The organism is Alcanivorax sp. 24 (assembly GCF_004360225.1).
In the GTDB taxonomy this organism is placed as follows: Bacteria; Pseudomonadota; Gammaproteobacteria; order Pseudomonadales; family Alcanivoracaceae; genus Alloalcanivorax; species Alloalcanivorax xiamenensis.
In genome coordinates this window covers 19,859-43,478 of record NZ_SNUA01000012.1, presented here as the reverse complement: position 1 = coordinate 43,478, position 23,620 = coordinate 19,859, and the positions used below count along the sequence as shown (strand labels likewise).

General features: G+C 62.1%; 19 protein-coding genes. 14 read left to right on the top strand and 5 right to left on the bottom strand.

The genetic code is table 11. The annotated features are described in order from the left end of the window. Window positions 1-82: 82 nt before the first annotated feature. The 7 genes from E0L37_RS15535 (at window position 83) to E0L37_RS15505 (ending at window position 7,958) form a co-directional block, all read left to right on the top strand. Window positions 83-2,572, top strand: coding sequence for a TonB-dependent siderophore receptor (locus E0L37_RS15535; RefSeq protein ID WP_133492626.1), 2,490 nt, complete (start codon window positions 83-85; stop codon window positions 2,570-2,572). Between the two features lie 26 nt (window positions 2,573-2,598). Then, window positions 2,599-2,859 (top strand): hypothetical protein, encoded by a 261-nt coding sequence (locus E0L37_RS15530; protein WP_133492625.1) that lies wholly within the window; start codon window positions 2,599-2,601, stop codon window positions 2,857-2,859. Then, window positions 2,859-3,164, top strand: coding sequence for a hypothetical protein (locus E0L37_RS15525; RefSeq protein ID WP_133492624.1), 306 nt, complete (start codon window positions 2,859-2,861; stop codon window positions 3,162-3,164). The genes E0L37_RS15530 and E0L37_RS15525 overlap by 1 nt, the downstream gene beginning before the upstream one ends. A gap of 1 nt (window position 3,165) precedes the next feature. Further along, window positions 3,166-4,779: a PepSY domain-containing protein gene (locus E0L37_RS15520; RefSeq protein WP_133492623.1), complete on the top strand. Its 1,614-nt coding sequence runs from the start codon at window positions 3,166-3,168 to the stop codon at window positions 4,777-4,779. Window positions 4,780-4,851: 72 nt separating this feature from the next. Then, window positions 4,852-5,085, top strand: coding sequence for an AbrB/MazE/SpoVT family DNA-binding domain-containing protein (locus E0L37_RS15515; protein ID WP_063142050.1), 234 nt, complete (start codon window positions 4,852-4,854; stop codon window positions 5,083-5,085). Between the two features lie 5 nt (window positions 5,086-5,090). Then, complete coding sequence (locus E0L37_RS15510) at window positions 5,091-5,501, top strand: type II toxin-antitoxin system VapC family toxin (protein WP_236564050.1); 411 nt, start codon at window positions 5,091-5,093, stop codon at window positions 5,499-5,501. Between the two features lie 162 nt (window positions 5,502-5,663). Beyond that, window positions 5,664-7,958: an NADP-dependent malic enzyme gene (locus E0L37_RS15505; RefSeq protein WP_133492622.1), complete on the top strand. Its 2,295-nt coding sequence runs from the start codon at window positions 5,664-5,666 to the stop codon at window positions 7,956-7,958. A gap of 800 nt (window positions 7,959-8,758) precedes the next feature. Here E0L37_RS15505 and E0L37_RS15500 read toward each other — a convergent pair. Both E0L37_RS15500 and E0L37_RS15495 read right to left on the bottom strand, forming a co-directional pair. Beyond that, window positions 8,759-9,517 (bottom strand): class II aldolase/adducin family protein, encoded by a 759-nt coding sequence (locus E0L37_RS15500; protein WP_133492621.1) that lies wholly within the window; start codon window positions 9,515-9,517, stop codon window positions 8,759-8,761. A 193-nt stretch (window positions 9,518-9,710) separates the two neighbouring features. Next, the gene (locus tag E0L37_RS15495) at window positions 9,711-10,670 is read right to left on the bottom strand and encodes a zinc-binding dehydrogenase (protein WP_133492620.1); all 960 of its coding nucleotides are present in this window, start codon (window positions 10,668-10,670) and stop codon (window positions 9,711-9,713) included. A gap of 163 nt (window positions 10,671-10,833) precedes the next feature. Here E0L37_RS15495 and E0L37_RS15490 point away from each other — a divergent pair, with 163 nt between their 5' ends. Next, window positions 10,834-11,856 (top strand): MBL fold metallo-hydrolase, encoded by a 1,023-nt coding sequence (locus E0L37_RS15490; RefSeq protein ID WP_133492619.1) that lies wholly within the window; start codon window positions 10,834-10,836, stop codon window positions 11,854-11,856. A 1,403-nt stretch (window positions 11,857-13,259) separates the two neighbouring features. Here E0L37_RS15490 and E0L37_RS15485 read toward each other — a convergent pair. The 3 genes from E0L37_RS15485 to E0L37_RS15475 form a co-directional block, all read right to left on the bottom strand. Next, window positions 13,260-13,682 carry a type II toxin-antitoxin system VapC family toxin gene (locus E0L37_RS15485; RefSeq protein ID WP_133492618.1) on the bottom strand — a complete coding sequence of 141 codons (423 nt, stop codon included), beginning with the start codon at window positions 13,680-13,682 and terminating at the stop codon, window positions 13,260-13,262. Continuing rightward, window positions 13,679-13,921: a plasmid stabilization protein gene (locus tag E0L37_RS15480; protein WP_022994194.1), complete on the bottom strand. Its 243-nt coding sequence runs from the start codon at window positions 13,919-13,921 to the stop codon at window positions 13,679-13,681. Before E0L37_RS15480 ends, E0L37_RS15485 begins: the two co-directional genes overlap by 4 nt. 248 nt (window positions 13,922-14,169) lie before the next feature. Continuing rightward, on the bottom strand, window positions 14,170-15,006 hold the full coding sequence (locus E0L37_RS15475) for an IclR family transcriptional regulator (RefSeq protein WP_133492617.1): 837 nt from the start codon (window positions 15,004-15,006) through the stop codon (window positions 14,170-14,172). 507 nt (window positions 15,007-15,513) lie between these two features. Here E0L37_RS15475 and E0L37_RS15470 point away from each other — a divergent pair. The 6 genes from E0L37_RS15470 to E0L37_RS15445 all read left to right on the top strand — a co-directional run bounded on the left by E0L37_RS15470 (window position 15,514) and on the right by E0L37_RS15445 (window position 22,679). Beyond that, complete coding sequence (locus E0L37_RS15470; protein ID WP_133492616.1) at window positions 15,514-17,661, top strand: acetate--CoA ligase family protein; 2,148 nt, start codon at window positions 15,514-15,516, stop codon at window positions 17,659-17,661. Between the two features lie 8 nt (window positions 17,662-17,669). After that, window positions 17,670-18,512 (top strand): MaoC/PaaZ C-terminal domain-containing protein, encoded by an 843-nt coding sequence (locus E0L37_RS15465; RefSeq protein ID WP_133492615.1) that lies wholly within the window; start codon window positions 17,670-17,672, stop codon window positions 18,510-18,512. A 209-nt stretch (window positions 18,513-18,721) separates the two neighbouring features. After that, window positions 18,722-19,807, top strand: coding sequence for an acyl-CoA dehydrogenase family protein (locus E0L37_RS15460; RefSeq protein ID WP_133492614.1), 1,086 nt, complete (start codon window positions 18,722-18,724; stop codon window positions 19,805-19,807). Continuing rightward, entirely contained in the window at window positions 19,807-20,571 is a 765-nt protein-coding gene (locus E0L37_RS15455) for an enoyl-CoA hydratase/isomerase family protein (protein WP_026948913.1), read from the top strand. Before E0L37_RS15460 ends, E0L37_RS15455 begins: the two co-directional genes overlap by 1 nt. Before the next feature lie 2 nt (window positions 20,572-20,573). Beyond that, window positions 20,574-21,731, top strand: a complete 1,158-nt coding sequence (locus tag E0L37_RS15450) for an acyl-CoA dehydrogenase family protein (RefSeq protein WP_133492613.1) — start codon at window positions 20,574-20,576, stop codon at window positions 21,729-21,731. A 27-nt stretch (window positions 21,732-21,758) separates the two neighbouring features. Next, the gene (locus E0L37_RS15445) at window positions 21,759-22,679 is read left to right on the top strand and encodes an SDR family NAD(P)-dependent oxidoreductase (RefSeq protein ID WP_133492612.1); all 921 of its coding nucleotides are present in this window, start codon (window positions 21,759-21,761) and stop codon (window positions 22,677-22,679) included. Window positions 22,680-23,620: the final 941 nt, after the last annotated feature.

Here is a 23,620-nt window from a genome sequence, read left to right as displayed (position 1 = left end):
GATGAGAATCAATACTATCTATACAATTGAGAATTATTATCAACCGTTAATAATTCTTCCAGATTGATCTCAGGACACACCAATGCGTATCTGGCGTTCCACGGCGGCCACTCGCGGCGCCGTCATGTTGTCTTTTGCCGGCTGTCTCGGCCTGGTTGCCAGCGCCGTATCGGCGCAAACCTCTGAACCTTCCTACCATCATCAGCACCAGCGGGTACGGATCGCGCTGCCGGCGCAAAAGCTGGGTCCCTCCCTGGCCGCGCTGTCCCGCCAGACCGGCATCCAGATCCACTATACCGCCGGCGTCGAGAGCGAGGTCGGCAATGCCGTCAATGGCACCATGTCGTTTGACCAGGTGTTGCGCACACTGCTTTCCGGTTCCGATCTCACCTACACCTTCACTGAAAGCGGTGTGGAAGTAGGACGCCAGGGCGAACCCCACCGGATCGAGGCGGTGGAGGTCACCGCGGACACGCCAATGGAGGAGTACGCCTGGGGAGCGGCAAGCATGGGGTACATCGCTACCCATTCGGCGTCCGGTACCAAGACCGATGCGGCGGTGCTGGAAGTGCCTCAATCCATTTCCGTGGTGACCCGCCAGGAAATGAAAGACCGTGGCGCCGATAGTGTGATGGACGCGGTGCGTTATACCGCCGGCGTCAGCACCGAGCTGCAGGGTATCGACAGCCGTGTGGACGACATCACCATTCGCGGCTTCGATGCCAGCAGTTGGTCCAGCAACATGTACTTGGACGGCCTGCGAATGCCCAAGGGCGGGCAGTGGACCACGCCACAAGTTGATGCTTACGGCCTGGAAAGGGTGGAGATTCTGAAAGGGCCCGCAGCGGTGCTTTACGGTCAGGTGGCCCCTGGTGGTCTGGTCAACATGGTGGCGAAGCGGCCCTCTTTTGATCACCAGAACGAAGTGACCGTCTCCCGCGGCAGTTTCAATCAGACCGAGGGCACTTTCGATCTGGGGGCGACATTGGACAAGGACGGCCGTTGGCTGGGGCGTATTGTTGGTTCCTACAACGACGGCGATTCGCAGGTGGATGAAACCGACCTGAGCCGGACCTATATCGCCCCGAGCGCAACCTGGTTTATTTCCGATAACACCGATATCACCTTCCTTAGCTACTATCAAAAGGATGACGGTGGTTCCACCTACCAGTTTCTGCCGTTGAGAGGGCTAAAATACCGTACCGATAGAGGCTATATCGATCGCGATACTTTCCTCGGTGAGCCGGATTGGAACGTCTATGACAGAGAGCAGTGGGCGGTGGGTTATGACTTCAACCACCGTTTCAATGAGGTCTGGGCGTTCCGCCAGAATGCCAAGTACAACCATGTGGAAAGTCTGTTCAAGACAGTGGTGTCCGCGACTTTTACCAACGGAGGGTGGAAGGACGACGATGGCAACATCGCCCGGCGCGGAGTCAAAGGCGTGGGGGACCTGGACAGCTATGCCGTCGATAACCAATTCATCGCTGACTTCGACAGTGGTGTTGGCCGTCACAACCTGATCTTCGGCGTCGATTATCTGCATACCGATTGGACCCATGCCCGCTACGGCGTGACCGCCACTATTTCCGACATCAATGTATTCGATCCGGTGTACGGCGGTGCCGCTGGTTTTGGCGACAACATGAGAACGCAAAGTGATTATGACGTCAGCGAACGCCAAACCGGCCTGTATCTCCAGGACCTGATTTCCATCGGTAACTGGCACTTCACCGCCGGTCTGCGTCAGGACTTTTACGATAACACCACCTATGACAAAGCGTCGGCGAGCAATGACGATAGCGATGATACTGACGATCATGCCCTGACCTGGCGGGTCGGTGGCGTATACGAGTTTGAGAACGGGCTGGCGCCGTACGCGAGTTACGCCACGTCTTTTGAGCCGCTGACGGGCTTCGACTCTTCGGGTTCCGCCTTTGACCCCTCCGAAGGCAAACAATATGAAGTCGGTGTTAAATACCAACCGCCGCGCAGCAATAGTCTGGTGACCCTGGCAGCTTTCGACTTGCGCCAAACCAATCTCGCGGTGAGCGACGCCAACCCTCCGGCTGGCGCGGCTTGTTTGTCCGACCAGTCCTGTCAGCGTCAAACCGGCGAAACCCGAACCCGAGGGGTCGAACTGGAAGCGAAAATGTGGCAACGGCAAGGCGCCAGTGTGATCGCCAGCTATACGTTGCTGGATACCGAGGTGGATGATTCCGACGCCGACGTCGACGGTAACGAGAAGACCTATACCCCACATAACATGGCCAGCCTCTGGGTCGACTACAAATGGCGGCAGGGGCTACTGGCTGGTCTTGGTATTGGCGTTGGCGCCCGTTATATGGACCGGGTCTACGGCGATGCGGAAAACCTCTACAGTGTGGACAGTTATACCTTGTACGACGCTTCTATTCGTTATGACATGGGTGCCATCGGCTGGCGTGGCGTGGAGCTGGCCCTGATCGGGCGCAATCTCAAGGACGAGGAATTCCTCTCTTATTGTAATTCCTTCGGCTGCTCCTACGGTTCCGCCCGTAACATCACCGCCAGCGTCAAATACCGCTGGTAAGTCGAAGAGATCGGGGAGTCAGGGAAATGGGAGTGTTCGGTTGCATGGTGTTGAGTCTGCTCGCGGTGGCCTTGTTGTATCTGCGCTCGCCGAATCAGCGTTGGCTGGCCCGGCCGTTGACCGGCGTTGTGTGGCGGGTGTTGTCCTGGGCGCTGTTGCTGCTGTCCTGGCCCGCCTGGATGATGGTGCTGGACGCCAAGGCGGGCTTCTTCGCCGCCTTGACTCTGTTGATGCTGCTGCTCGGCACTCTGCCGTTGTTGTCACTGCTCAAGGAGGGGCGTGCCTGATGGCCAAGCCGAAACGACCGCCGATTCAACCACACTGGTGGAGCAAGACCCTGGCCGGTTGTGTGCTGGGGTTCAGCCTGGCGCTGGCGCTGATGGGGCTGTTCGCCTGGCTCGGGCCGGGCGGCATCGAGGCGCCCAACAAAGTGCAATTCAATATGTGGCTGGTGCCGGTGATCTGGATGGCGGTGTTTGCCTTCGTCTATCTGTTTCGCACCGGCTTGCGTGCGTGGCTGTGGCTGGGCGCCGCCAATGTGGCGGCCTTTTCCGCGTTGCTGGTGGCGCGTTTGATCCTGGAAGGCGGTTGATATGCGTAGCGATGTGATACGGACCTACAAGACGCTGCACACCTGGACCGGACTGATCGCCGGCATGATGCTGTTCATCGGCTTTTACGCCGGCGCCTTGACCATGTTCAAGGAGCAACTGGATCGCTGGGCATCGCCGCCCATGGCGGAGCAGGGTGAATGGCAATGGGCCGGCCCGCAACGTTGGCCGGAGCTGATTGGCGCGGTGTTGCGAACCGATCCGGACGCGGCACGGGGTTTCACGTTGCATGTGCGGCAAAGCGAGAATGCCCCCGTGCCACTGACCTGGCAGCAACAGGGCGGGCGGCATCTTCCCGGCGTCACCGGGCGGGCCTCGCTGGACGACAACGGCACTCTGCGCACGGAGTCCTATCAGCCGTCGGCCATGGCCGAGCTGATTGATTTGCTGCACCAGACTGGCGGCATTCCCGGACAGGGACACCACTACTTCGGCGTTTATGTCATGGGCGTGGCCTGCGTGCTCTATGTCTTGGCCCTGGTGTCCGGCGTGATCGTGTTGCTGCCCACCCTGATCAAGGATTTCTTCGCCCTGCGGCCGGGCAAGAACCGCAAACGGTTCTGGCTTGATGCGCATAACGTGGTGGGCATCACCAGCCTGCCGTTCCATCTGATCATCGGGCTGACGGTCATCGTGTTCGCCTTTCATGACCAGATTTACGACGGCCTGGGCAAGGTGGCGTATGGTGATCGGCCGCTGTTTTCGCGGCCAGCGCCCTCTGTCGATGGTGTTCCCCGGGAGGTGGATAATCTGGTGGCACCGGAAACACTGTTGGCCACGGTGCGGGATTATGACCCTGACTTCGAACCCCGGGAAATGATGTACTCCGACGTGCTCGGGCCGCGGGCCTCGGTACGTATCGCCGGTGAAAATCCGGCGCACATGGTGCGCGGCGCGGACCGGGGATTCGTCGTCATGAATCCCTACACCGGCGAGATCACCGACACCGATTACATGCCCGGGCATGAGGATCCCTGGGTGGATATCATCACCACCTTCTTCAGTTTGCACTTCGGTAACTTCGGCGGCTCGTTGATGCGCTGGGTCTATGTGCTGATGGGGCTGGGTGGGGCCTTTCTGTTCTATACCGGCAATTTGCTATGGGTGGAGACGCGGCGCCGCAAGCAGCGCCGCAACGAGGCACCGGTATCCCAGCGCCGCACCACCGAACTGATGGCGGCGGCCACCGTCGGCGTCTGCTGGGGCTGTGTGGCGGGGGTCTCCGCCGCCATGGTGACGGGAAAATGGGTGAGCGCGGGAACGGGGGCCACCACGGCCTGGTACCTCGGCGCCTATTACATCGTGTTCCTGGGCTGTGTGGCCTGGGCGTTCTGGCGCGGCGCCGCCCGCGCGGTGGTGGAACTGTTGTGGTTCTCGGCGCTCGCCACCCTGACGATTCCGCTGACCGGGTTGCTGGCGCTGCTACTGCCGTCCCTGCCGCCCTGGCTGCATCTCTCCCCGGCGACACTGGCGGTGGAAGGGACGGCGCTGATCGTGGCGGTACTGTTGATGCTGGCGGCGAAACGCACCGCCCGACGGGTGAGGCAGGGGCCAGCGGACAGCGTCTGGGCGGCGCCGGTGGGCGATAGTGGATAGTGACGGTCTTGACGCCGTGTCCCAGGTGATATATATCGACGGTATGTATCAGGGTTCTTCGGAGGGTTTGTCATGACCCAGTTCGCTAAAATTTTCATGTCCGGCCGCAGTCAGGCGGTGCGGCTGCCCAAGGACCTGCGCTTCGAAGGGACGGAAGTGATCGCCCGGCGTTTTGGTAATGGTGTGTTATTGCTGCCGGTGGAACGCCCTTGGGACATCATGCGCGAGGCTCTCGAGGAGTTTGACGCGGATTTCCAGATGGAACGGGAGCAACCGGCGGCACAGGATCGAGAGTCAATGGAGTAAGGCCAATGGAAGGGCTGCGCTATTTGCTGGACACCAATATCTGTATTTACATCATCAATCGGCGGCCCGAGAAGGTCTTTCGCCACTTTGAGTCACTGCGCGCGGGTAACGTTGGTGTGTCCAGTATTACCGCCGCGGAATTGGCATTCGGGGTGGCTAAGAGTGGTTCGAAGCGCAATCAACAGGCGCTTGGCAAATTCCTCGCTCCCCTTGAAGTGATGCCCTTTGGCGAAGACGCGATTGAGTTCTATGGCCAGGTGCGTGGGCGCCTGGAGGCGCGAGGCACGCCAATAGGCAGTCTGGATATGCTCATCGCGGCTCAGGCGCTCGCTTTGGGAGTGACCCTGGTGACCAATAATCTCCGTGAGTTCCGGCGGGTTCCGGATCTGGCCCTGGAAAATTGGGTGTCCTCCTGACGCGGTAACCTGGGAAGGGATTGACCAAACCGAATTGTAACAGTTGGCGAAATGTAACAGTTCGGTGGGTTCCAGAGGCTTTACTCGCTAGTGTGATACCGGTGGGGAGCAGTACACTGGTTCGCTCAATCTTCCAGGAAAAGCCAATAAGGAGACCTGACCTTGGCCACCGACAGCCGTCGTGCTGCACTCGATTACCATGAATTCCCCGTTCCCGGCAAAACCGCCGTCGTCGCCACCAAACCGCTGACCAACCAGAGTGATCTGGCGCTGGCTTATTCGCCCGGCGTGGCCGCCGCTTGCGAAGAGATCGTCGACGATGCCAACAACGTGTTCCGGTACACCGGGCGCGGCAATCTGGTGGGGGTGATCAGTAACGGCAGCGCCGTGCTGGGGCTGGGCAACATTGGCGCCCTGGCGTCCAAGCCGGTGATGGAAGGCAAGGCGGTCCTGTTCAAGAAGTTCGCCGGTCTGGATGTATTCGATATCGAGATCAACGAAAGCGATCCGGACAAACTGGTGGAGATCATCGCCGCTCTGGAGCCCACTTTCGGTGGCATCAACCTGGAAGACATCAAGGCGCCGGAATGCTTCATCGTCGAGCGCAAGCTGCGTGAGCGCATGAGCATCCCGGTATTCCACGATGACCAGCACGGTACCGCCATTACCGTCAGCGCCGCGTTCATTAACGGTCTCAAAGTGGTGGGCAAGCCCATCGATCAGGTCAAGGTGGTCACTTCCGGCGCCGGCGCCGCGGCACTGGCATGCCTGGATCTGATGGTGGACCTGGGTCTGCCGCAGGAAAATATCTGGGTCACTGACATCGAAGGCGTGGTGTATCAGGGGCGCGAAGTGCTGATGGACCCGGACAAGGCCCGCTACGCGCAGCCCACCGACGCCCGCACCCTGGGCGAAGTGATCGACGGCGCCGACGTGTTCCTCGGTCTGTCCGCCGGCGGTGTGCTGAAGCCGGACATGGTACAGCGCATGGCGGCACGCCCGCTGATCCTGGCGTTGGCCAACCCGAGCCCGGAGATCCTGCCGGAAGACGCCAAGGCGGTACGCGACGATCTGGTCATGGCCACCGGCCGTTCCGATTACCCGAACCAGGTCAATAACGTTCTCTGTTTCCCCTATATTTTTCGCGGCGCGCTGGACGCCGGCGCTACCACCATCACCCGGGAAATGGAAAAGGCGGCGGTGTACGCCATCGCCGGTCTTGCCCAGGAAGAACAGAACGAGGTAGTGGCCGCCGCCTACGGCACCTATGACATCAGTTTCGGTCCGGAATACCTGATTCCGAAACCGTTCGATCCGCGCCTGATCGTGCGCATCGCACCGGCGGTGGCGAAAGCGGCCATGGCCGACGGCGTCGCTACCCGGCCGATCGCCGATCTGAACGCCTACGCCGAACAGCTGGAGCGCTTCGTCTACCACTCCGGCGCCTTCATGAAGCCGTTGTTCTCCGCCACCAAGGCGCTGGTGCGCGACGGCGGCAAGGCCCGCATCGTATTCACCGAAGGTGAGGAAGAACGGGTGCTGCGCGCGGTGCAGGTGGTGGTGGATGAAGGGTTGGCGTTCCCGGTGCTGGTGGGCCGCCCGGAAGTGCTCGCCATGCGCATCGAGCGCTATGGTCTGCGTCTGCGTCTTGGCGAGGATGTGGAAGTCACCAATCCGGAGCAGGACGAACGCTTCCACCGCTACTGGAATGAGTATTGGGAAAAACTCTGCCGCCAGGGGGTCACCAAGGAAGTCGCCCGTACCGAGATGCGCCGCCGCATGACGCTGATCGGCGCCATGATGGTTCACCTGGGCGAGGCCGATGGCATGGTGTGCGGTACCGTGGGCCGGTTCGCCGAGCACTTGCGCTTTGTTGATCAGGTTATCGGCCGCAAGGAAAACGCCCGTACTTACGCGGCGATGAATGTGCTGTTATTGCCGGAGCGTACCGTGGCGGTGGTGGACACCCACGTCAACGAGGATCCCTCCGCCGAACAGATCGCCGAGTTCACGGTGGCCGCCGCCGAGGAAATGCGGCGCCTGAATCTGGAACCGAAAGCGGCGTTGTTGTCGCGCTCCAACTTCGGGTCCGAGCGGTGCGCCGCCAGTGAGAAGATGCGCCAGGCGCTGGCATTGATTCGCGAGGCGGCACCGGAGTTGGAAGTGGATGGGGAAATGCATGGCGACGCCGCGTTGGAGGAATCGATTCGGCAGGGCATCCTGCCGGATTCCACTCTGAAAGGATCGGCCAATCTGCTGGTCTGTCCCAACGGTGATTCCGGCAACATTGCTTACAATCTGCTGAAAACCGCCGCCGGCAGCAATGTGGCGGTGGGCCCGTTTCTGCTCGGCGTCAACGCGCCGGTGACAATTCTGACGTCCAGCGCCACGGTACGGCGCATCGTCAACATGGCGGCGCTCACCGTGCTGCGGGCGAATCTGGAAGGGAAGGGGTAGGGCAACCGGAACCATCGCCGTAAGGCAGCTTCCCACAGAGAGGGCTGCAAAGCCGCTGTGGGAAGCTTGCTGGCAAGCGAATGCCCCACGTCGGAAGGGCCGTTCGCCAGCAAGCTGGTCTCCCACAGCCTTTCCACAGGGCCGCTGTGGGAAGCTTGCTGGCAAGCGAATGCCCCAGCGTCGAAAGGGCCGTTCGCCAGCGAGCTGGTCTCCCACAGCCTTGCTACAGGGCCGCTGTGGGAAGCTTGCTGGCAAGCGAATGCCCCACGTCGGAAGGGCCGATTCGCCAGCGAGCTGGTCTCCCACAGCCTTTCTACAGGCCCCTGTGGGAAGCTTGCTTGCAAGCGAATGCCCCACGTCGGAAGGGCCGTTCGCCAGCGAGCTGGTCTCCCACAGCCTTTCTACAGGCCCGCTGTGGGAAGCTTGCTGGCAAGCGAATGCCCCACGTCGGAAGGGCCGTTCGCCAGCGAGCTGGTCTCCCACAGCCTTTCTACAGGCCCCTGTGGGAAGCTTGCTTGCAAGCGAATGCCCCTGCGCCGGAAGGGCCGTTCGCCAGCAAGCTGGTCTCCCACAGCCTTTCCAGAGGCCCGCTGTGGGAAGCTTGCTTGCAAGCGAATGCCCCGCGTCGGAAGGGCCGTTCGCCAGCGAGTTGGTCTCCCGCAGCCTTTCCAGAGGCCCGCCGTGGGAAGCTTGCTTGCAAGCGAATGCCCCGCGTCGGAAGGGCCGTTCGCCAGCGAGTTGGTCTCCCGCAGCCTTTCCAGAGGCCCGCCGTGGGAAGCTTGCTTGCAAGCGAATTCTTTCTATCGCGCGTAATCGCTGCCGGCGCGTTCCAGCTTGCGCAGCAGTGCCGGCCAGGTGAGCTTGCTGGCCATGCCCAGGCTCTTGGATTGATCCGAGGTGGTGGCAATGGCTTCGGCGGAAGGCTGGTAAGTCTCGCCCTGAGCCATGGCGCGCACCTGGATCTCGCAGCCCTTCATCAGGAAGTACATGTAGGTGAAGGCTTCACCTACATCCCTGCCCACACTCAGCGTGCCGTGGTTGCGCAGCAGCATCAGATTCTTGTCGCCGAGATCCTTCACCAGACGCTCGCGCTCGTCCAGGTTCAGAGCCACGCCTTCGAAGTCGTGATAGCTGAGATGATCCAGACACAGCATGGCGGTCTGGCTCAATGGCAACAGGCCGTTCTTGTGCGCGCTCACGGCGACGCCGTCGGCGGCGTGCAGGTGCAGGACCGCACCGGCTTCCTCGCGGGCCATGTGTACGGCGCTGTGGATGGTGAAACCGGCCGGGTTGACCCGGTTGGTGGCGCCGGGATCGACGATTTCGCCGTCCTGGTCCACTTTTACCAGGGAAGAGGCGGTGATCTCATCGAACAACATACCGTACGGATTGATCAGGAAATGATGTTCCGGTCCCGGTACACGGGCGGACAGGTGCGTGAACACCAGATCTTCCCAGCCGTAGAGTGAAACCAAACGATAAGCGGCGGCCAGGTCCTTGCGAACTTCCCACTCGGCTTCGGTCATTTGCGGCCGGGCGGTGGCGGTGGCTTGAGACATTGCGGCACCTCATTATTATGAAATTACGTTTCGGGAATATAGCAGGGCGGGACGGTGGCGGCCATACCATGGAGTAGGGAGAGGCGTTGCGGTTTCTCACGCTGATTCGCTGCCCAGGCAGCTTCCCACAGGGGCCTTGTAGTTTGGTCTGTGGGAAGCTGCTTTGGCAGCGAACGGCGTGTCGGCGAGAGCCCTACAACACCAATACCCGCTTACCGCTGAAGTCGTCTTCCACCATATGGCGGTGCGCATCAAGGGCATCGGCGAAGGCAAAGGTCTCCATCGGCAGGGGGCGCAGACGCTCGGCGGCGAACAACGGCGCCAGGCGGTCGTTGAACAGCCCGGCCATGGCGATGCGGCGGTCCAGAGTCTGGCTGCGCATGGTCATGGCGGTGATTTTCAGACGCCGCTGCAGAAACGGGCGCAGGTCCATCATGGTCTGGGCCCCACCCAGCACGCCCACCAGACTCAGCGTGCCTTCGGTGCGCAGGCCCTTGAGCACCTGGCTCCAGTCCGGGCCCACCATATCCATGATCACCGCCACGCCGTCACCGGTGATGCTCTTCAGTTGTTCCGCCAGAGTGTCGTCCTCGGTGACCGTGGCCACCAGCCCCATACCCTCGGCGGTGCGCAGGTTGGCGGGGTTACGGCTGGAACCGATCGGCCGGGCGCCCAGGGCCGCCGCCAGTTGGGTGCCCGCGAGACCGACGCCGGCGCTGGCCGGGCGGATCAGACACCACTGGCCTGGTTGCAGACCACCGTCCAGGAACAGCGCCCGATAGGCGGTAAGGAAGGCTTCCGGAATGGTGGCGCCAGTGGCGAAGTCCAGATTGTCCGGCAGTGTCAGTGGTTCATCTTCATGCACTACCAGATATTCCGCGTAGGCGCCGCTGGGAATCAGCCCCATGACCCGGTCACCCACCTGGCGATGGGTGACCTTGCTGCCCACGGCCTCCACTTCGCCGGCGTATTCCAGCCCGGGCACCCGCTGGTCGAAACCCGTGGGCGCCGGATACATGCCTTTTACCTGCAAAATATCGGCGCGATTGATGCCCACCGCCCGCACCCGGATGCGCACCTGATCCGGCGCCGGTTCCGGGGTATCAAAGGAACCAAGGGCCATGGTGCCGTCGTTGATTTGCCATGCTTGCATGGATAGCTCTCTCCGTTATCTGTGAATCCCCGTGCTTCCCCTGAACCCGGGAAGGGAAGAAAATAAGGAATTCCATAGGTATACTGGGTTCACCTTTTCATCCGATTTCGTCCCTGAGGTTGGGTCAACACAATAACGATAAAGTGGTCTTCGGGAGAACCCCATGTCCGAATTGCAGTATCCGTTTTCGCAGCCGCCACAACCCGGTGAGCGCCTGCAGGTGGCGCCCGGCGTGTACTGGCTGTACTTTCCCATGCCACTGGCACTGGACCACATTAACCTGTGGTTGCTGGAGGATGGGGACGGCTGGACCCTGGTCGATACCGGATTCGGCACCCGCCACACCCAGAAAATCTGGGCCCAGGCGTTCGATGACGCCCTGGAAGGCCGGCCGATCCGCCGCATCATTGTCACTCATTATCATCCGGACCATGTCGGCCAGGCCGGCTGGCTGGCGCAGCGATTCAATGCACCGGTACGTATGACGCGCGGGGAATGGGAGCTGCTCAATCATTTGCATTCCGCCGAGGACGACACCGTGCGTCAGGACGTGCGCCGCTTCATGGGGTTGCATGGTCTGCATGGGGAGCCGCTGGATGCGCTCAGCGGCCGCGGCAACGGCTTTCGAAAAGTGGTGCCGATCATGCCGCCGACTCCGGAGTTCATCGCTGCCGGCGACGTCATTCAAATCAATGGTCAAACCTGGCGGGTGCACATCGGCCGGGGCCACGCGCCGGAGCACGCCTGCCTGTTCCGTGAACACGATCATGTGTTGATCAGCGGTGATCAGGTGCTGCCGCGCATCTCCAGTAACCTGACCGTGCATGCACGCGACCCGGATGATGACCCGGTCAGCGCTTTCGTCGATTCATTGACGGCGATTAAGAACGCACTACCGGAAGACAGTCTGGTATTGCCCGCCCATGGGCTGGCCTTCCATGGTCTGCACACTCGTATCGATGCTTTGGTCAAACACCATGACGAGCAGTTGAGCGTGGCCGAGGAAGCCTGCGAGAAAGCGCCGCTGACCGCCTACGATCTGCTGCCGCTACTGTTTAAGCGCAAGCTCGACAATAATCAGATGATGTTCGCCATGGGGGAGAGCATCGCGCACCTCAACTGCCTGCACGCCCACGGCCGCGCCACGCGTGCCGACCGCGAGGGCCGGCGCTACTACGCTGCCTGATGGGCCCCTTGTGGGTGCCGCGAAGCCGCTGTGGGAAGCTTGCTGGCAAGCGAATACCCCACGCCGGAAGGGCCGATTCGCCAGCGAGCTGGTCTCCCGCAGCCTTTCCACAGGCCCCCTGTGGGAAGCTTGCTGGCAAGCGAATACCTCACGCCGGAAGGGCCGTTCGCCAGCGAGCTGGTCTCCCACAGCCTTTCTACAGGCCCCTGTGGGAAGCTTGCTGGCAAGCGAATGCCCCAGCGTCGGAAGGCCCCGATTCGCCAGCGAGCTGGTCTCCCACAGCCTTGCTACAGGGCCGCTGTGGGAAGCTTGCTGGCAAGCGAATACCCCACGCCGGAAGGGCCGATTCGCCAGCGAGCTGGTCTCCCGCAGCCTTTCCACAGGCCCCCTGTGGGAAGCTTGCTGGCAAGCGAATACCTCACGCCGGAAGGGCCGTTCGCCAGCGAGCTGGTCTCCCACAGCCTTTCTACAGGCCCCTGTGGGAAGCTTGCTGGCAAGCGAATGCCCCAGCGTCGGAAGGCCCCGATTCGCCAGCGAGCTGGTCTCCCACAGCCTTGCTACAGGGCCGCTGTGGGAAGCTTGCTGGCAAGCGAATACCCCACGTCGGAAGGGCCGTTCGCCAGCGAGCTGGTCTCCCGCAGCCTTTCCAGAGGCCCGCTGTGGGAAGCTTGCTTGCAAGCGAATACCCCAGCGTCGGAAGGGCCGATTCGCCAGCGAGCTGGTCTCCCACAGCCTTTCCACAGGCCCGCCGTGGGAAGCTTGCTTGCAAGCGAATGCCCCACGTCGGAAGGGCCGTTCGCCAGCGAGCTGGTCTCCCACAGCCTTTCTACAGGCCCCTGTGGGAAGCTTGCTGGCAAGCGAATACCCCAGCGTCGGAAGGGCCGATTCGCCAGCGAGCTGGTCTCCCACAGCCTTTCCAGAGGCCCGCTGTGGGAAGCTTGCTTGCAAGCGAATGCCCCTGCGCCGGAAGGGCCGTTCGCCAGCAAGCTGGTCTCCCACAGCCTTTCTACAGGGCCGCTGTGGGAAGCTTGCTGGCAAGCGAATGCCCCACGCCGGAAGGGCCGATTCGCCAGCGAGCTGGTCTCCCACAGCCTTTCCAGAGGCCCGCTGTGGGAAGCTTGCTTGCAAGCGAATGCCCCTGCGCCGGAAGGGCCGTTCGCCAGCAAGCTGGTCTCCCGCAGCCTTTCTACAGGGCCGCTGTGGGAAGCTTGCTGGCAAGCGAATGCCCCAGCGTCGGAAGGGCCGATTCGCCAGCGAGCTGGTCTCCCACAGCCTTTCCAGAGGCCCGCTGTGGGAAGCTTGCTTGCAAGCGAATGCCCCACGTCGGAAGGGCCGTTCGCCAGCGAGCTGGTCTCCCGCAGCCTTTCCACAGGCCCCCTGTGGGAAGCGTGCAGGGCGGTGACCTAACCCGCCACCCACGGGTTCAGCAAAGACACCCCCAACGGTTCGAAATCCTTGATATTGCGAGTGGCCAGTACAGCGCCGTGCCGCTCGCAGATGGCGGCGATCTGAACGTCGGCCATGTGCACGGGCCGTCCGCGTTTTTCGCAGGCCGCCAGTTTTTCCCCGTAGTGGGCAGCGGCCGGGGCGTCGAAAGGCAGGATGCGGCCGGCGAACTCCTCGTTGAACAGGCCTATGGACAGGTCCGTGAGCTGGCGCTTGCGTCGCCCGGCGGGCAATCGGCGGACGCCATGCAGTATTTCCGCCACGGTGATACTGGTAATCGCCACATCCTGGCCGGGCTGGCGGTCCAGCCACGCGACGACCCGCGGTTCGGGGGCCGGCCGCATCAATTCCGACAGCACATTGGTGTCCAGGACAATCATTGATCCAAACCAGGATCACGGGGTGCGTCCTGGCGCCGTTCGAACTCTGGCGGTTCGGCGTCATAGGCGGCAAAGCGCTCACGGATGCGGGTGCCAAGACCGGTATCTGAACCCGGTTCCAGTGCGCGATGCAGGATCTGCCTTACTTCCTCTTCCATGGAGTGGCCGTGTTCAGCGGCACTCAAGCGCAGCCGGGCTTTCAATTCATCGTCGAGATTGCGGATGGTAATGGAGGCCATGGGCGTTCTTCGGATGCTTTCATTGAAATCAATGATAGCAGAAGGGGTGGGGCAATCAAAACGCTTGCACGCCAGCACGCAACACGCATGCACGCGAATGAGGGGGCGACCTTGCGGTCGCGGCTGATGTTGACCCCGGAGGAGGTTGACGGACGGTGAGGCGTGGCAACGCTATTGGTTGCGTGTTGCGTGTTGCGTGTTGCGTGTTGCGTGTTGCGTGTTGCGTTTTTTATTCCATATCCTGAATGCTATTCATCGATAGTGTTTTCCCTGAGGTTGCGGGGAAACAGTGAACGTTCCAGGAAATGCGCGGTATCGCGGATCGCATCGCCGGCCCGGGTCAGGCCCTGGGCGTTGTGCTGAGCAGTGATGCCGATGCCGGAGATGGCGAAGCGCGGCTGATTGTGGTGATCGGTGAGAACGCTGGCCACCATGCTGATGCCGCGATACAGGCAGTTGTCGTCCAGGGCCCAGCCCCGTTCCCGTGCTTCCTTAACGCCTTGCTGGTACTCCTCGAAGCTGGGCGGGTTTTCCCAGCGCAATCGTGCGAAGCGGCGCCGCAGCTCGGCGTCGGGCAGATCGCGCACGCCGGCGATGGCGCGGCCGCAGGCACCGATCAGTTCCGGCAGGCGGCTGTCCAGCCGCACGTCCACGTGGGCTACATTGGGGATGCCGCGGGCGATCACGCTGACATGGTTATCGTGGGTGATGCGCCACAGCACGATCAGGATATCCAGATTCAGGGCCAGCCTCTCCAGTTCCGGCTGAATCAGGTCGGCATAGCTCTGGCCGATCAGGTTGACGGTCAATTCGGACAGGCCGATACCCAGCTGATAGGTCTTGCTGTTTTCATCGAAACGAACGAAGCCCTCGTTGTTGAGGGTGCGCAGAATGTTGAAGGCACTGCTTGGGCTGACGCCCGTGGCGCGGGCGATGGCGGCCACGCCCTCCGGCGCTTGTTGGTGGGCGAGGTGGCGCAATAACTGGATCGCGTTCACGACCGCGCCCACGTCCTTGGTGCCGCCATTTCGGCCGCCGCCGTTTCTGTTGCTGCTATCGGAGCGTTCGTCTTTTGGGGAAGTCATGGATTTTCATTCACAATAAGGATTGACATTCAGAATGGTGAATCTACCATAAACCGCAATTCCGGCCCGGGCAACGACCCGGCGCCGTTTTCGAAACCACGGCACAGAACAACAAAGTGGGAGAGCAGGGTGATGAGCATGCCCTCGATGGCCGGTTCCGGCCACGTTGTCACTATACCGCTTGTCCCGGCGCCGGTCCCGGCCCGGATAGCCCGCTCCCGCGCAACCGTCGCCGAGATCGCTGTACCCCGTTTCCCAAGCGCTCACCTGGGAAAACCCCCTGCACCCCGGCGGCTTTGTCGCCGGAGGTGGCGGGGTCGATCTCCCGGGTCAGCCTTTCAACAAGAAAATCCGGGGAACCTCGAAAAGCGTCATGCCGGACTCGATCCGGCATCTCCTTCCACGAAGCCATACGCCGAGCAGAGGGAGATCCCGGGTCAAGTCCGGGATGACGGGGTGTTTTTCAGAGGCCCCGGCAATAGCCGGACCAGAAAGGAGCTTGCGGTGATGCAAGACCACACCAACACGAGCGGTACCGCCAAGGGCCGGTTCGCTTCACTAACGCCGCTGTTGCAGCCACGTTCCGTGGCGGTGGTGGGGGCGTCCGCCGACGCCACCCGCATCGGTGGCCGGCCGGTAAGCTACATGCTGCGCGGTGAATTCCAGGGCCGGGTGATGCCGGTGAACCCGAAGCGCAGCGAGATCCAGGGGCTGCCGGCCTACGCCCGCATTGATGATCTGCCGGAAGCGCCGGACGCCTCGGTGGTGGCGGTGCCGGCCGCGCATGTAGTGGACACCGTGGATGCCCTGGGCCGCAGGGGCGGACGCAGCGCCATTATTTTCTCGTCTGGCTTCAGCGAAGTGGGGGCGGAGGGCGAAGCGCTGCAGCGGCAATTGCTGGACACCGCGCGCCGTCACGGCATGCGCCTGCTCGGCCCCAATACCGCTGGCGCCTTCAACAGCACCATCGGCTTCTTCGGCAGCTTCATGTCCGGCCTGGAACGCGGCTTTCCGCTGCCGGGTCGCATCGGCATCGCCTCCCAGTCCGGCGCTTACGGCGCGCACCTTTTGGGGCTGGCACGGGCACGCGGGTTGGGCACGCCGATCTGCGCCGCCACCGGCAACGAATGCGATGTCACCCTGGGCGAAGCGATCGGCTGGATGGTGGAGAACCCGGACATCGATGTGGTGATGGCCTACGCCGAAGCAGTGCGCGATGTGGACTCGTTCATCGCCGCGCTGGAAGCCGCCCACGCCGCGCGCAAACCGGTGATTCTGCAGAAAGTGGGCCGCAGCGCCCTGGGCCAGAAAGCGGCCATGTCTCACACCGCCGCCCTGGCCGGTGACGACCGGGTATTCGACGCGATGCTGGCGGACTACGCGGTGATCCGCGTGGAGAGCAGCGCCGAACTGCTGGACGTGGCCTATACCGCCACCCGCCGCATTTACCCGGCCAACAATTCCCTCGGCATGCTCACTATCAGTGGCGGCGCCGGCATCATCGTCAGCGACCTGGCCGAGCAACTGGACCTGCCGATGCCCCCCATGCCGGAACCGGCCCAGGCCGATCTGAAAAGCGCCGTGCCGTTCTGTTCTCCGATCAACCCGGTGGACTGCACCGCCCAGGTGCTCAACGACCTGACCCTGGTTGGCACCTTCGGTGAGCGCATGGTGTCCGATGGCGGCTACGCTTCGGTGATGGCGTTCTTCAGCCAGGCCGGCACGGTGCCGTCGGTGGCGCCGAAGCTGTGCGCGGAACTGAAAAAAGTGAAGGACGCGCATCCGGATCGTCTGTTCGTGATGTCTCTGATCGGCGAACCGGAGCAAAACCGGCCCTATGAAGAGGCCGGTTTTGTATTGATGGAAGACCCCACCGACGCGGTGAAAGTGATCAAGGCCATGGGCCGGTTGGGCGATGCCTTCGCCCGGCCTTTGCCGCTACGGGAAGCGGTGCCACCGGTAACCTTGCCGGAAGCCACCCCCGGCGAAGCCGAAGCCAAACAGTTGCTGGCCGCGCACGGCATTCCGGCGGTGCCGGAAAAAGGGCTCGACAGCGCCGAGGAGGCCGCTGCCTACGCCGAACAAATCGGCTTCCCGGTGGTGATGAAGATCGCCTCCGCCGACATCGTGCACAAATCCGAAATCGGTGGGGTGCTGTTGAATGTTGCTGACGCGGACGCCGTGCGCGAAGGCTTCCAGACACTGTTGGACAATGCCGAACGCCATGTCCCGAACGCGAAACTGGATGGGGTGCTGGTGGCCCGGCAGATCGTCGGCGGTGTGGAATGCTTCATGGGCATCCAGCGCGATCCACAGTTCGGTCCGGTGGCGGTGTTCGGCCTCGGCGGCATTTTCGTCGAAGTACTCAAGGACGTGGTGTTCCGCCGTTGCCCGTTCGACCGCGAGGAAGCCCGCGATCTGATTCTGTCGATCAAGGGCGCGCCGCTGTTGCAAGGTGCCCGCGGTCGCGCTCCGGTGGATCTGGATGCGTTGTCGGAAGTGCTCGCCAATTTGTCCCGCTTCGCGGTTGGCGCCGGAGAGCGTCTGGATTCCATTGATCTCAATCCGGTTTTCGCCATGCCCGAAGGGCAGAGTGCCTTCGCCGCCGATGCGGTGATTCAAATAAAAACAGACCCATTGAACGAACAAAAGTGAGCAGGCCCATGGCTATCGATCCGCAACATTTGCTCAATTACCCGATCCCCGAGGTGCGCCAGACGCTGACCGAAAAGGACACCGCGTTCTATGCGTTGTCCGTCAGTGTGGGTACCGATCCCCTGGACGAAAAACAACTGAAATTCGTCGATTCCGCCCGTGATTTCAGTGCGTTGCCGAGCATCGCGGTGGTACTTGGCCATCCCGGTTTCTGGGTCGCCCGTGACGACACCGGCATTGATGCGGTGCGTGTGGTGCACGGGGAACAGCGCATTCAATGGCACAAGCCTTTGCCGGTGTCCGGCGAGGTGGTAGGCAACACCCGGGTCACTGGTGTGGTGGACAAGGGCAACAACGCGCTGATGTACAGCGATAAAGAACTGCGCGACGGCAACGGCGACCTGCTGGCCACCGCCGGCATGACCACGGTACTGCGCGGGCAGGGCGGATTCGGCGGCGACAGCGAACCGCTGCACGCGGTGCACACCCTGCCGGACAGCGAGCCGGACATCAGCGTGGATCTGCCCACCCGTCCCGAACAGGCGCTGTATTACCGCCTCAACGGTGACGACAACCCGCTGCATTCCAATCCCGCCACCGCCGAGGCCGCGGGCTATCCGCGTCCGATCCTGCACGGCCTGTGCACCCTTGGCGTGGTTTTTCATGCGCTGTTCCGTGAACTGGTGGATTACCAGGAAGACCGCCTGAAAGCGATGTCGCTGCGCTTCTCCTCGCCGGTCTTTCCGGGCGAGACCATCCGCACCGAAATCTGGCGCGACGGTTCCTTCCGTGCCCGGGTGGTGGAGCGTGACGTGGTGGTGGTGAACAACGGCAAGCTGGATTTTGTTTGACGATATGAACCGCTTACACGCAACACGCTTGCACGCAAATAAGGCGGCGGGCGTGGGCCGCTCTCTACTTGTTTAATAGGTGTTGACAGGGCAGTGACGAGGCGACGCCATTATCTGCGTGCAAGCGTGCAAGCGTGCAAGCGTGCAAGCGTGCAAGCGTGCAAGCGTGCAAGCGTGCAAGCGGTACTCAATCAATTCGGGAGAGAACAATGACCATCGAATGGACCCAAGAGGACCTCGAGGCGCGGGAAGAACAGGTGCGGATGATCCGCGACAGCGCGGTGACGTTGGTGTCCCGCCACGGCGCTTTGGAACGGGCCCGCAAAACCCGCTACAGCGACCTCGGCCTGGATCCCGCGATCTGGCGGGAATTCTGTGAAATGGGCTGGACCGGCCTGCGCGTGCCGGAAGAAAAAGGCGGCGCCGGCCTGGGCATGCTGGAATACGTGGCGTTGCTGGAGGAACTGGGCAAAGGCCTGGTGCCGGAGCCGTTGATCGAAGGCGCGCTCACTGCCGCGCTGTTGCCGCAAGACGCCGCCACCGCGCAGATCCAGGGCGAGCAGTTGATTCTGCCGGCGGGTATCGGTCTTCCTTTAAATACGGAAGACAGGGATCCGCCGCCGGTGTGCCGTGATAACGCTCTGGATGGTGAAGTGCGCCGGGTGGCCCTGGCCAGCGCCGCCGATGCCTTCCTGGTGATGTGCGACCAGGGGCTGGCGCTGGTGGACAAGGACGCCGCCGGGCTGACCCTGGAACGTCAGTTGCAGCAGGACGGTTCCCACGTCGCCACCGTGAAGTTCAATAACACGCCGGTGCGGGAATTGGTGAGCAGCGTTGATGTGGACGCCGCGCTGGAAGACGCCACCCTGGGGTGTGCCGCCTACCTGCTGGGTGTGATGCAGGCGGCGTTCGATGAAACCCTCTCCTATCTGAAAATCCGCCGTCAGTTCGGTAAGGAAATCGGCAGTTTCCAGGCCCTGCAGCATCGCGCCGTGGACCTGAAAATCCAGATCGAACTGACGCGCGCCATGGTCACCAGCGCCGCCCGCGCCATCGATCAGGAATTCCCCATCGAACGCATTCGCCGCGCCGTGTCCACCGCCCGGGTAAAAGCCTCCACCGCCGCCATGCTGGTGACCCGCGAAGCAGTGCAGTTCCACGGCGGCATCGGTTACACCGACGAAGCCGACATCGGTTTGTTCCCGCGCAAGGTGCTGGTGCTGCTCAACCGTTTTGGCGGTGTCGACGGCCACAAACGCCGTTTCATGTCACTGATCGATGAGGAGGACGCCTGATGAGCGGTCCCTTGCTGTCTCGCCGTGAAGGCAACTGCCAGGTGCTCACGTTCAATGCGCCGGCCCGTAAAAACGCGCTCTCCATGGAAATGCGCGCCGAGCTCTATGACGCCTTGCTGGCGGCGGAGCAGGACGCCGGGGTGCGTTGCGTGGTGATCACCGGCGCCGAAGGCACCTTCTGTGCCGGCGGCGACATCGGCCAAATGAACGAAACCCAACTGGCCAGTGCCCGCACCCGCATGCGCCGCAATACCCGCCTGGTGCAGCAGATGCTGACCATGGGCAAACCGCTGATCGCCGCCGTGGAAGGCTGGGCGGTGGGCGCCGGTTTTTCCCTGGCGATGGCCTGCGACACGGTGATCGCTGCGGACAACGCCCGCTTTCAATCGGGCTTTGGCAAAGTGGGATTGGCCGCGGATCTGGGATTGTTTCACACCTTGCCGTCCCGGGTCGGCATGGCTCGCGCGCGTCAGATCCTGATGTACAACCAGCGGCTGGAAGCCGCCGAGGCCCTGAGCCTGGGTGTGGTGGACAGCATGGTGGAGGCCGGCCAGTCCCTGCAAGCCGCCTTGCAACAGGCCGAGGCCCTGAACGATCAGGCACCGCTGGCGGTGGCCGCCACCAAGGCCATGCTCGCCGGTCAGTTGGAATGGGCCTTCACCCGTGAGGTGGATTGGCAGAGCCAATTGCTGATCAGCGCCGACCACCAGGAAGGCAAAGCCGCCTTCGCCGAAAAACGCGCACCCCGTTTCGGAGGTAACTGAACATGGCTGAGCAAAACACCGACTACAACAGCATGAGCGACCAGGACTTCCGTGTCATGGTGCGCCGCTGGCTGGAACAAAACTATCCGGAGGAAATCCGTAATCCGCCGTACCGGTTGGGTATCGGCCCCTGCCGCCCCTGGTACCAGAAGCTGTCGGAAAAAGGCTGGCTGGCACCGGGTTGGCCCGCCGAGCACGGCGGTATGGGTCTCAGCGCCGGCAAGCAGCTGGCGATGATGGAGGAGATGGAAAATTACGGCTGCGCCCGTCTGCCGGACTCCGGCATCACTATGCTCGGTCCGCTGCTGATCCGTTACGGCAGCGACGAGCAGAAAGCGCACTTTCTGCCGAAGATCATTAACGGCGAGCACATCTGGTGCCAGGGTTATTCCGAGCCCAACGCCGGCTCCGACCTGGCGGGCCTGCGCACTGAAGCGCTGCTCGATGGTGACGAATGGGTAATCAACGGCCAGAAAATCTGGACCACCATGGCCACCGAGGCCAACTGGATCTTCGTGTTGGTGCGCACCAGCCGTGAAGGCAAGCCGCAGCAAGGCATCAGCTTCCTGCTGGTGCCGATGGACAGCCCCGGTATTGAAGTGCGGCCGATTCCCAATCTGGAACGCCAGGCCGAATTCGCCGAAGTGTTCTTCACCGACGTGCGCGTGCCGAAGGCCAATCTGGTGGGCGAGGTCAACAAGGGCTGGAGCATGGCCAAGGCGCTGCTCGGCTTCGAACGGATTTTCCTCGGCTCGCCGAAGCAATCTTCCAACGCCCTGGTGCGGGTGGAGCGTCTGGCGCGCCGGCTCGGTGTTTGGAACGACCCCCTGTTCCAGGACCGTTACACCACTCTGGCGATGGACCTGGATTGCCACAAAGCGCTTTACGAGCACTACGCGGATCAGTTGAAACGCGGCGAGTCCCTGGGGCCGGACGTCTCCATGCTGAAAGTGCACCAGTCCGAGTTGTATCAACGCATCAGCGAACTGGCGTTGCTCACCGCCGGTGAGGACTCCGGCACCCTGGAGCCGCTGCCCGGTGATCCGGATCTGCATCCGGCGGGGATTTTCATCCAGTCGCGGCCCACCACCATCTACGGTGGCAGTAACGAAATTCAACGCAACATTCTGGCCAAACACGTTCTCGGGCTGCCGTCCTGAGACCAAAGTATCAACGGGAGAGAAATCATGGCACAACAACCCATGCTGGAAGACAAAGTTGTTATCGTCACCGGTGGTGGTGGCGGTGTCGGCCGCGCCTATGTTCTGGCGGCGGCCGCCGCTGGCGCCAAAGTGGTGATCAACGACATCGGTGTATCCCTGACCGGTGAAGGCGGCTCGCAAAGCCCTGCGGAAGAAACCCTCGCCATGGTGCGCGAGCTGGGTGGTGAAGGCGTCATCAACACCGACAGCGTATCCGACTGGGACAGCGCGCGCCGCATCGTCGATTGCGCCCAGGACCACTTCGGCCGTCTCGACGCGGTGGTCAACAACGCTGGCGTACTGCGTGACGTCATGTTCCACAAAATGTCATTGGAAGAGTGGCGGCTGGTGGTGGACGTTCACCTCAACGGCACTTTCTATGTGAGCCGTGCCGCCGCGGAAATTTTCCGCAAACAACACAGCGGCGCCTACATTCATACCGTCAGCACGTCCGGTTTGATTGGTAACTTTGGCCAGGCCAACTACTCCGCCGCGAAACTGGGTATCGCCGCGCTGTCCAAGTCCATCGCTCTGGACATGCAGCGTTACGGTGTGCGCTCCAACTGCATCGCGCCATTCGCCTGGAGCCGCATGACCAGCTCGATTCCCGCTCGTACCGACGAAGAAAAAGCGCGGGTGGAGAAACTCAAGCAAATGACCCCGGACAAGAACGCGCCGCTGGTGGTGTTCCTGGCCTCGGATCAGGCCCAGGACATCAGCGGTCAGATCTTCTCCGTGCGCAACAACGAGATCTTCGTCATGGGCCAGAGCCGTCCGCTCAAAAGCGTGCACCGTGGCGAAGGCTGGACCCCGGAAACCGTGGCCGATCACGCCATCCCGGCGCTGAAGTCCACCTTCTATCCGCTGGAACGCAGCGGCGACGTGTTCAGCTGGGATCCGATCTGATTGTAGCGCTAAAGCTCCCACGGCTTTTCTACAAGGCCGCTGTGGGAAGCTTGCTTGCAAGCGAATGCGCCAACGCCGGGGCGGGATTCGCCAGCAAGCTGGTCTCCCACGGCTTTTCTACAAGGCCGCTGTGGGAAGCTTGCTTGCAAGCGAATGTGCCAACGCCGAAGGGCGAGAATTCGCCAGCAAGCTGGTCTCCCACGGCTTTTCTACAAGGCCGCTGTGGGAAGCTTGCTTGCAAGCGAATGCGCCAACGCCGGAGTGCGAGAGTTCGCCAACAAGCTGGTCCCCCACGGCTTTTCTACAAGGCCGCTGTGGGAAGCTTGCTTGCAAGCGAATGTGTCAACGCCGGAGGGAGAGAATTCGCCAGCAAGCTGGCCTCCCACGGCTTTTCTACAAGGCCGCTGTGGGAAGCTTGCTTGCAAGCGAATGTGCCAACGCCGAAGGGCGAGAGTTCGCCAGCAAGCTGGTCTCCCACGGCTTTTCTACAAGGCCGCTGTGGGAAGCTTGCTTGCAAGCGAATGTGCCAACGCCGAAGGGCGAGAATTCGCCAGCAAGCTGGTCTCCCACGGCGTTTCTACAAGGCCGCTGTGGGAAGCTTGCTTGCAAGCGAATGCGCCAACGCCGGAGTGCGAGAGTTCGCCAACAAGCTGGTCCCCCACGGCTTTTCTACAAGGCCGCTGTGGGAAGCTTGCTTGCAAGCGAATGTGTCAACGCCGGAGGGAGAGAATTCGCCAGCAAGCTGGCCTCCCACGGCTTTTCTACAAGGCCGCTGTGGGAAGCTTGCTTGCAAGCGAATGTGCCAACGCCGAAGGGCGAGAGTTCGCCAGCAAGCTGGTCTCCCACGGCTTTTCTACAAGGCCGCTGTGGGAAGCTTGCTTGCAAGCGAATGTGCCAACGCCGAAGGGCGAGAATTCGCCAGCAAGCTGGTCTCCCACGGC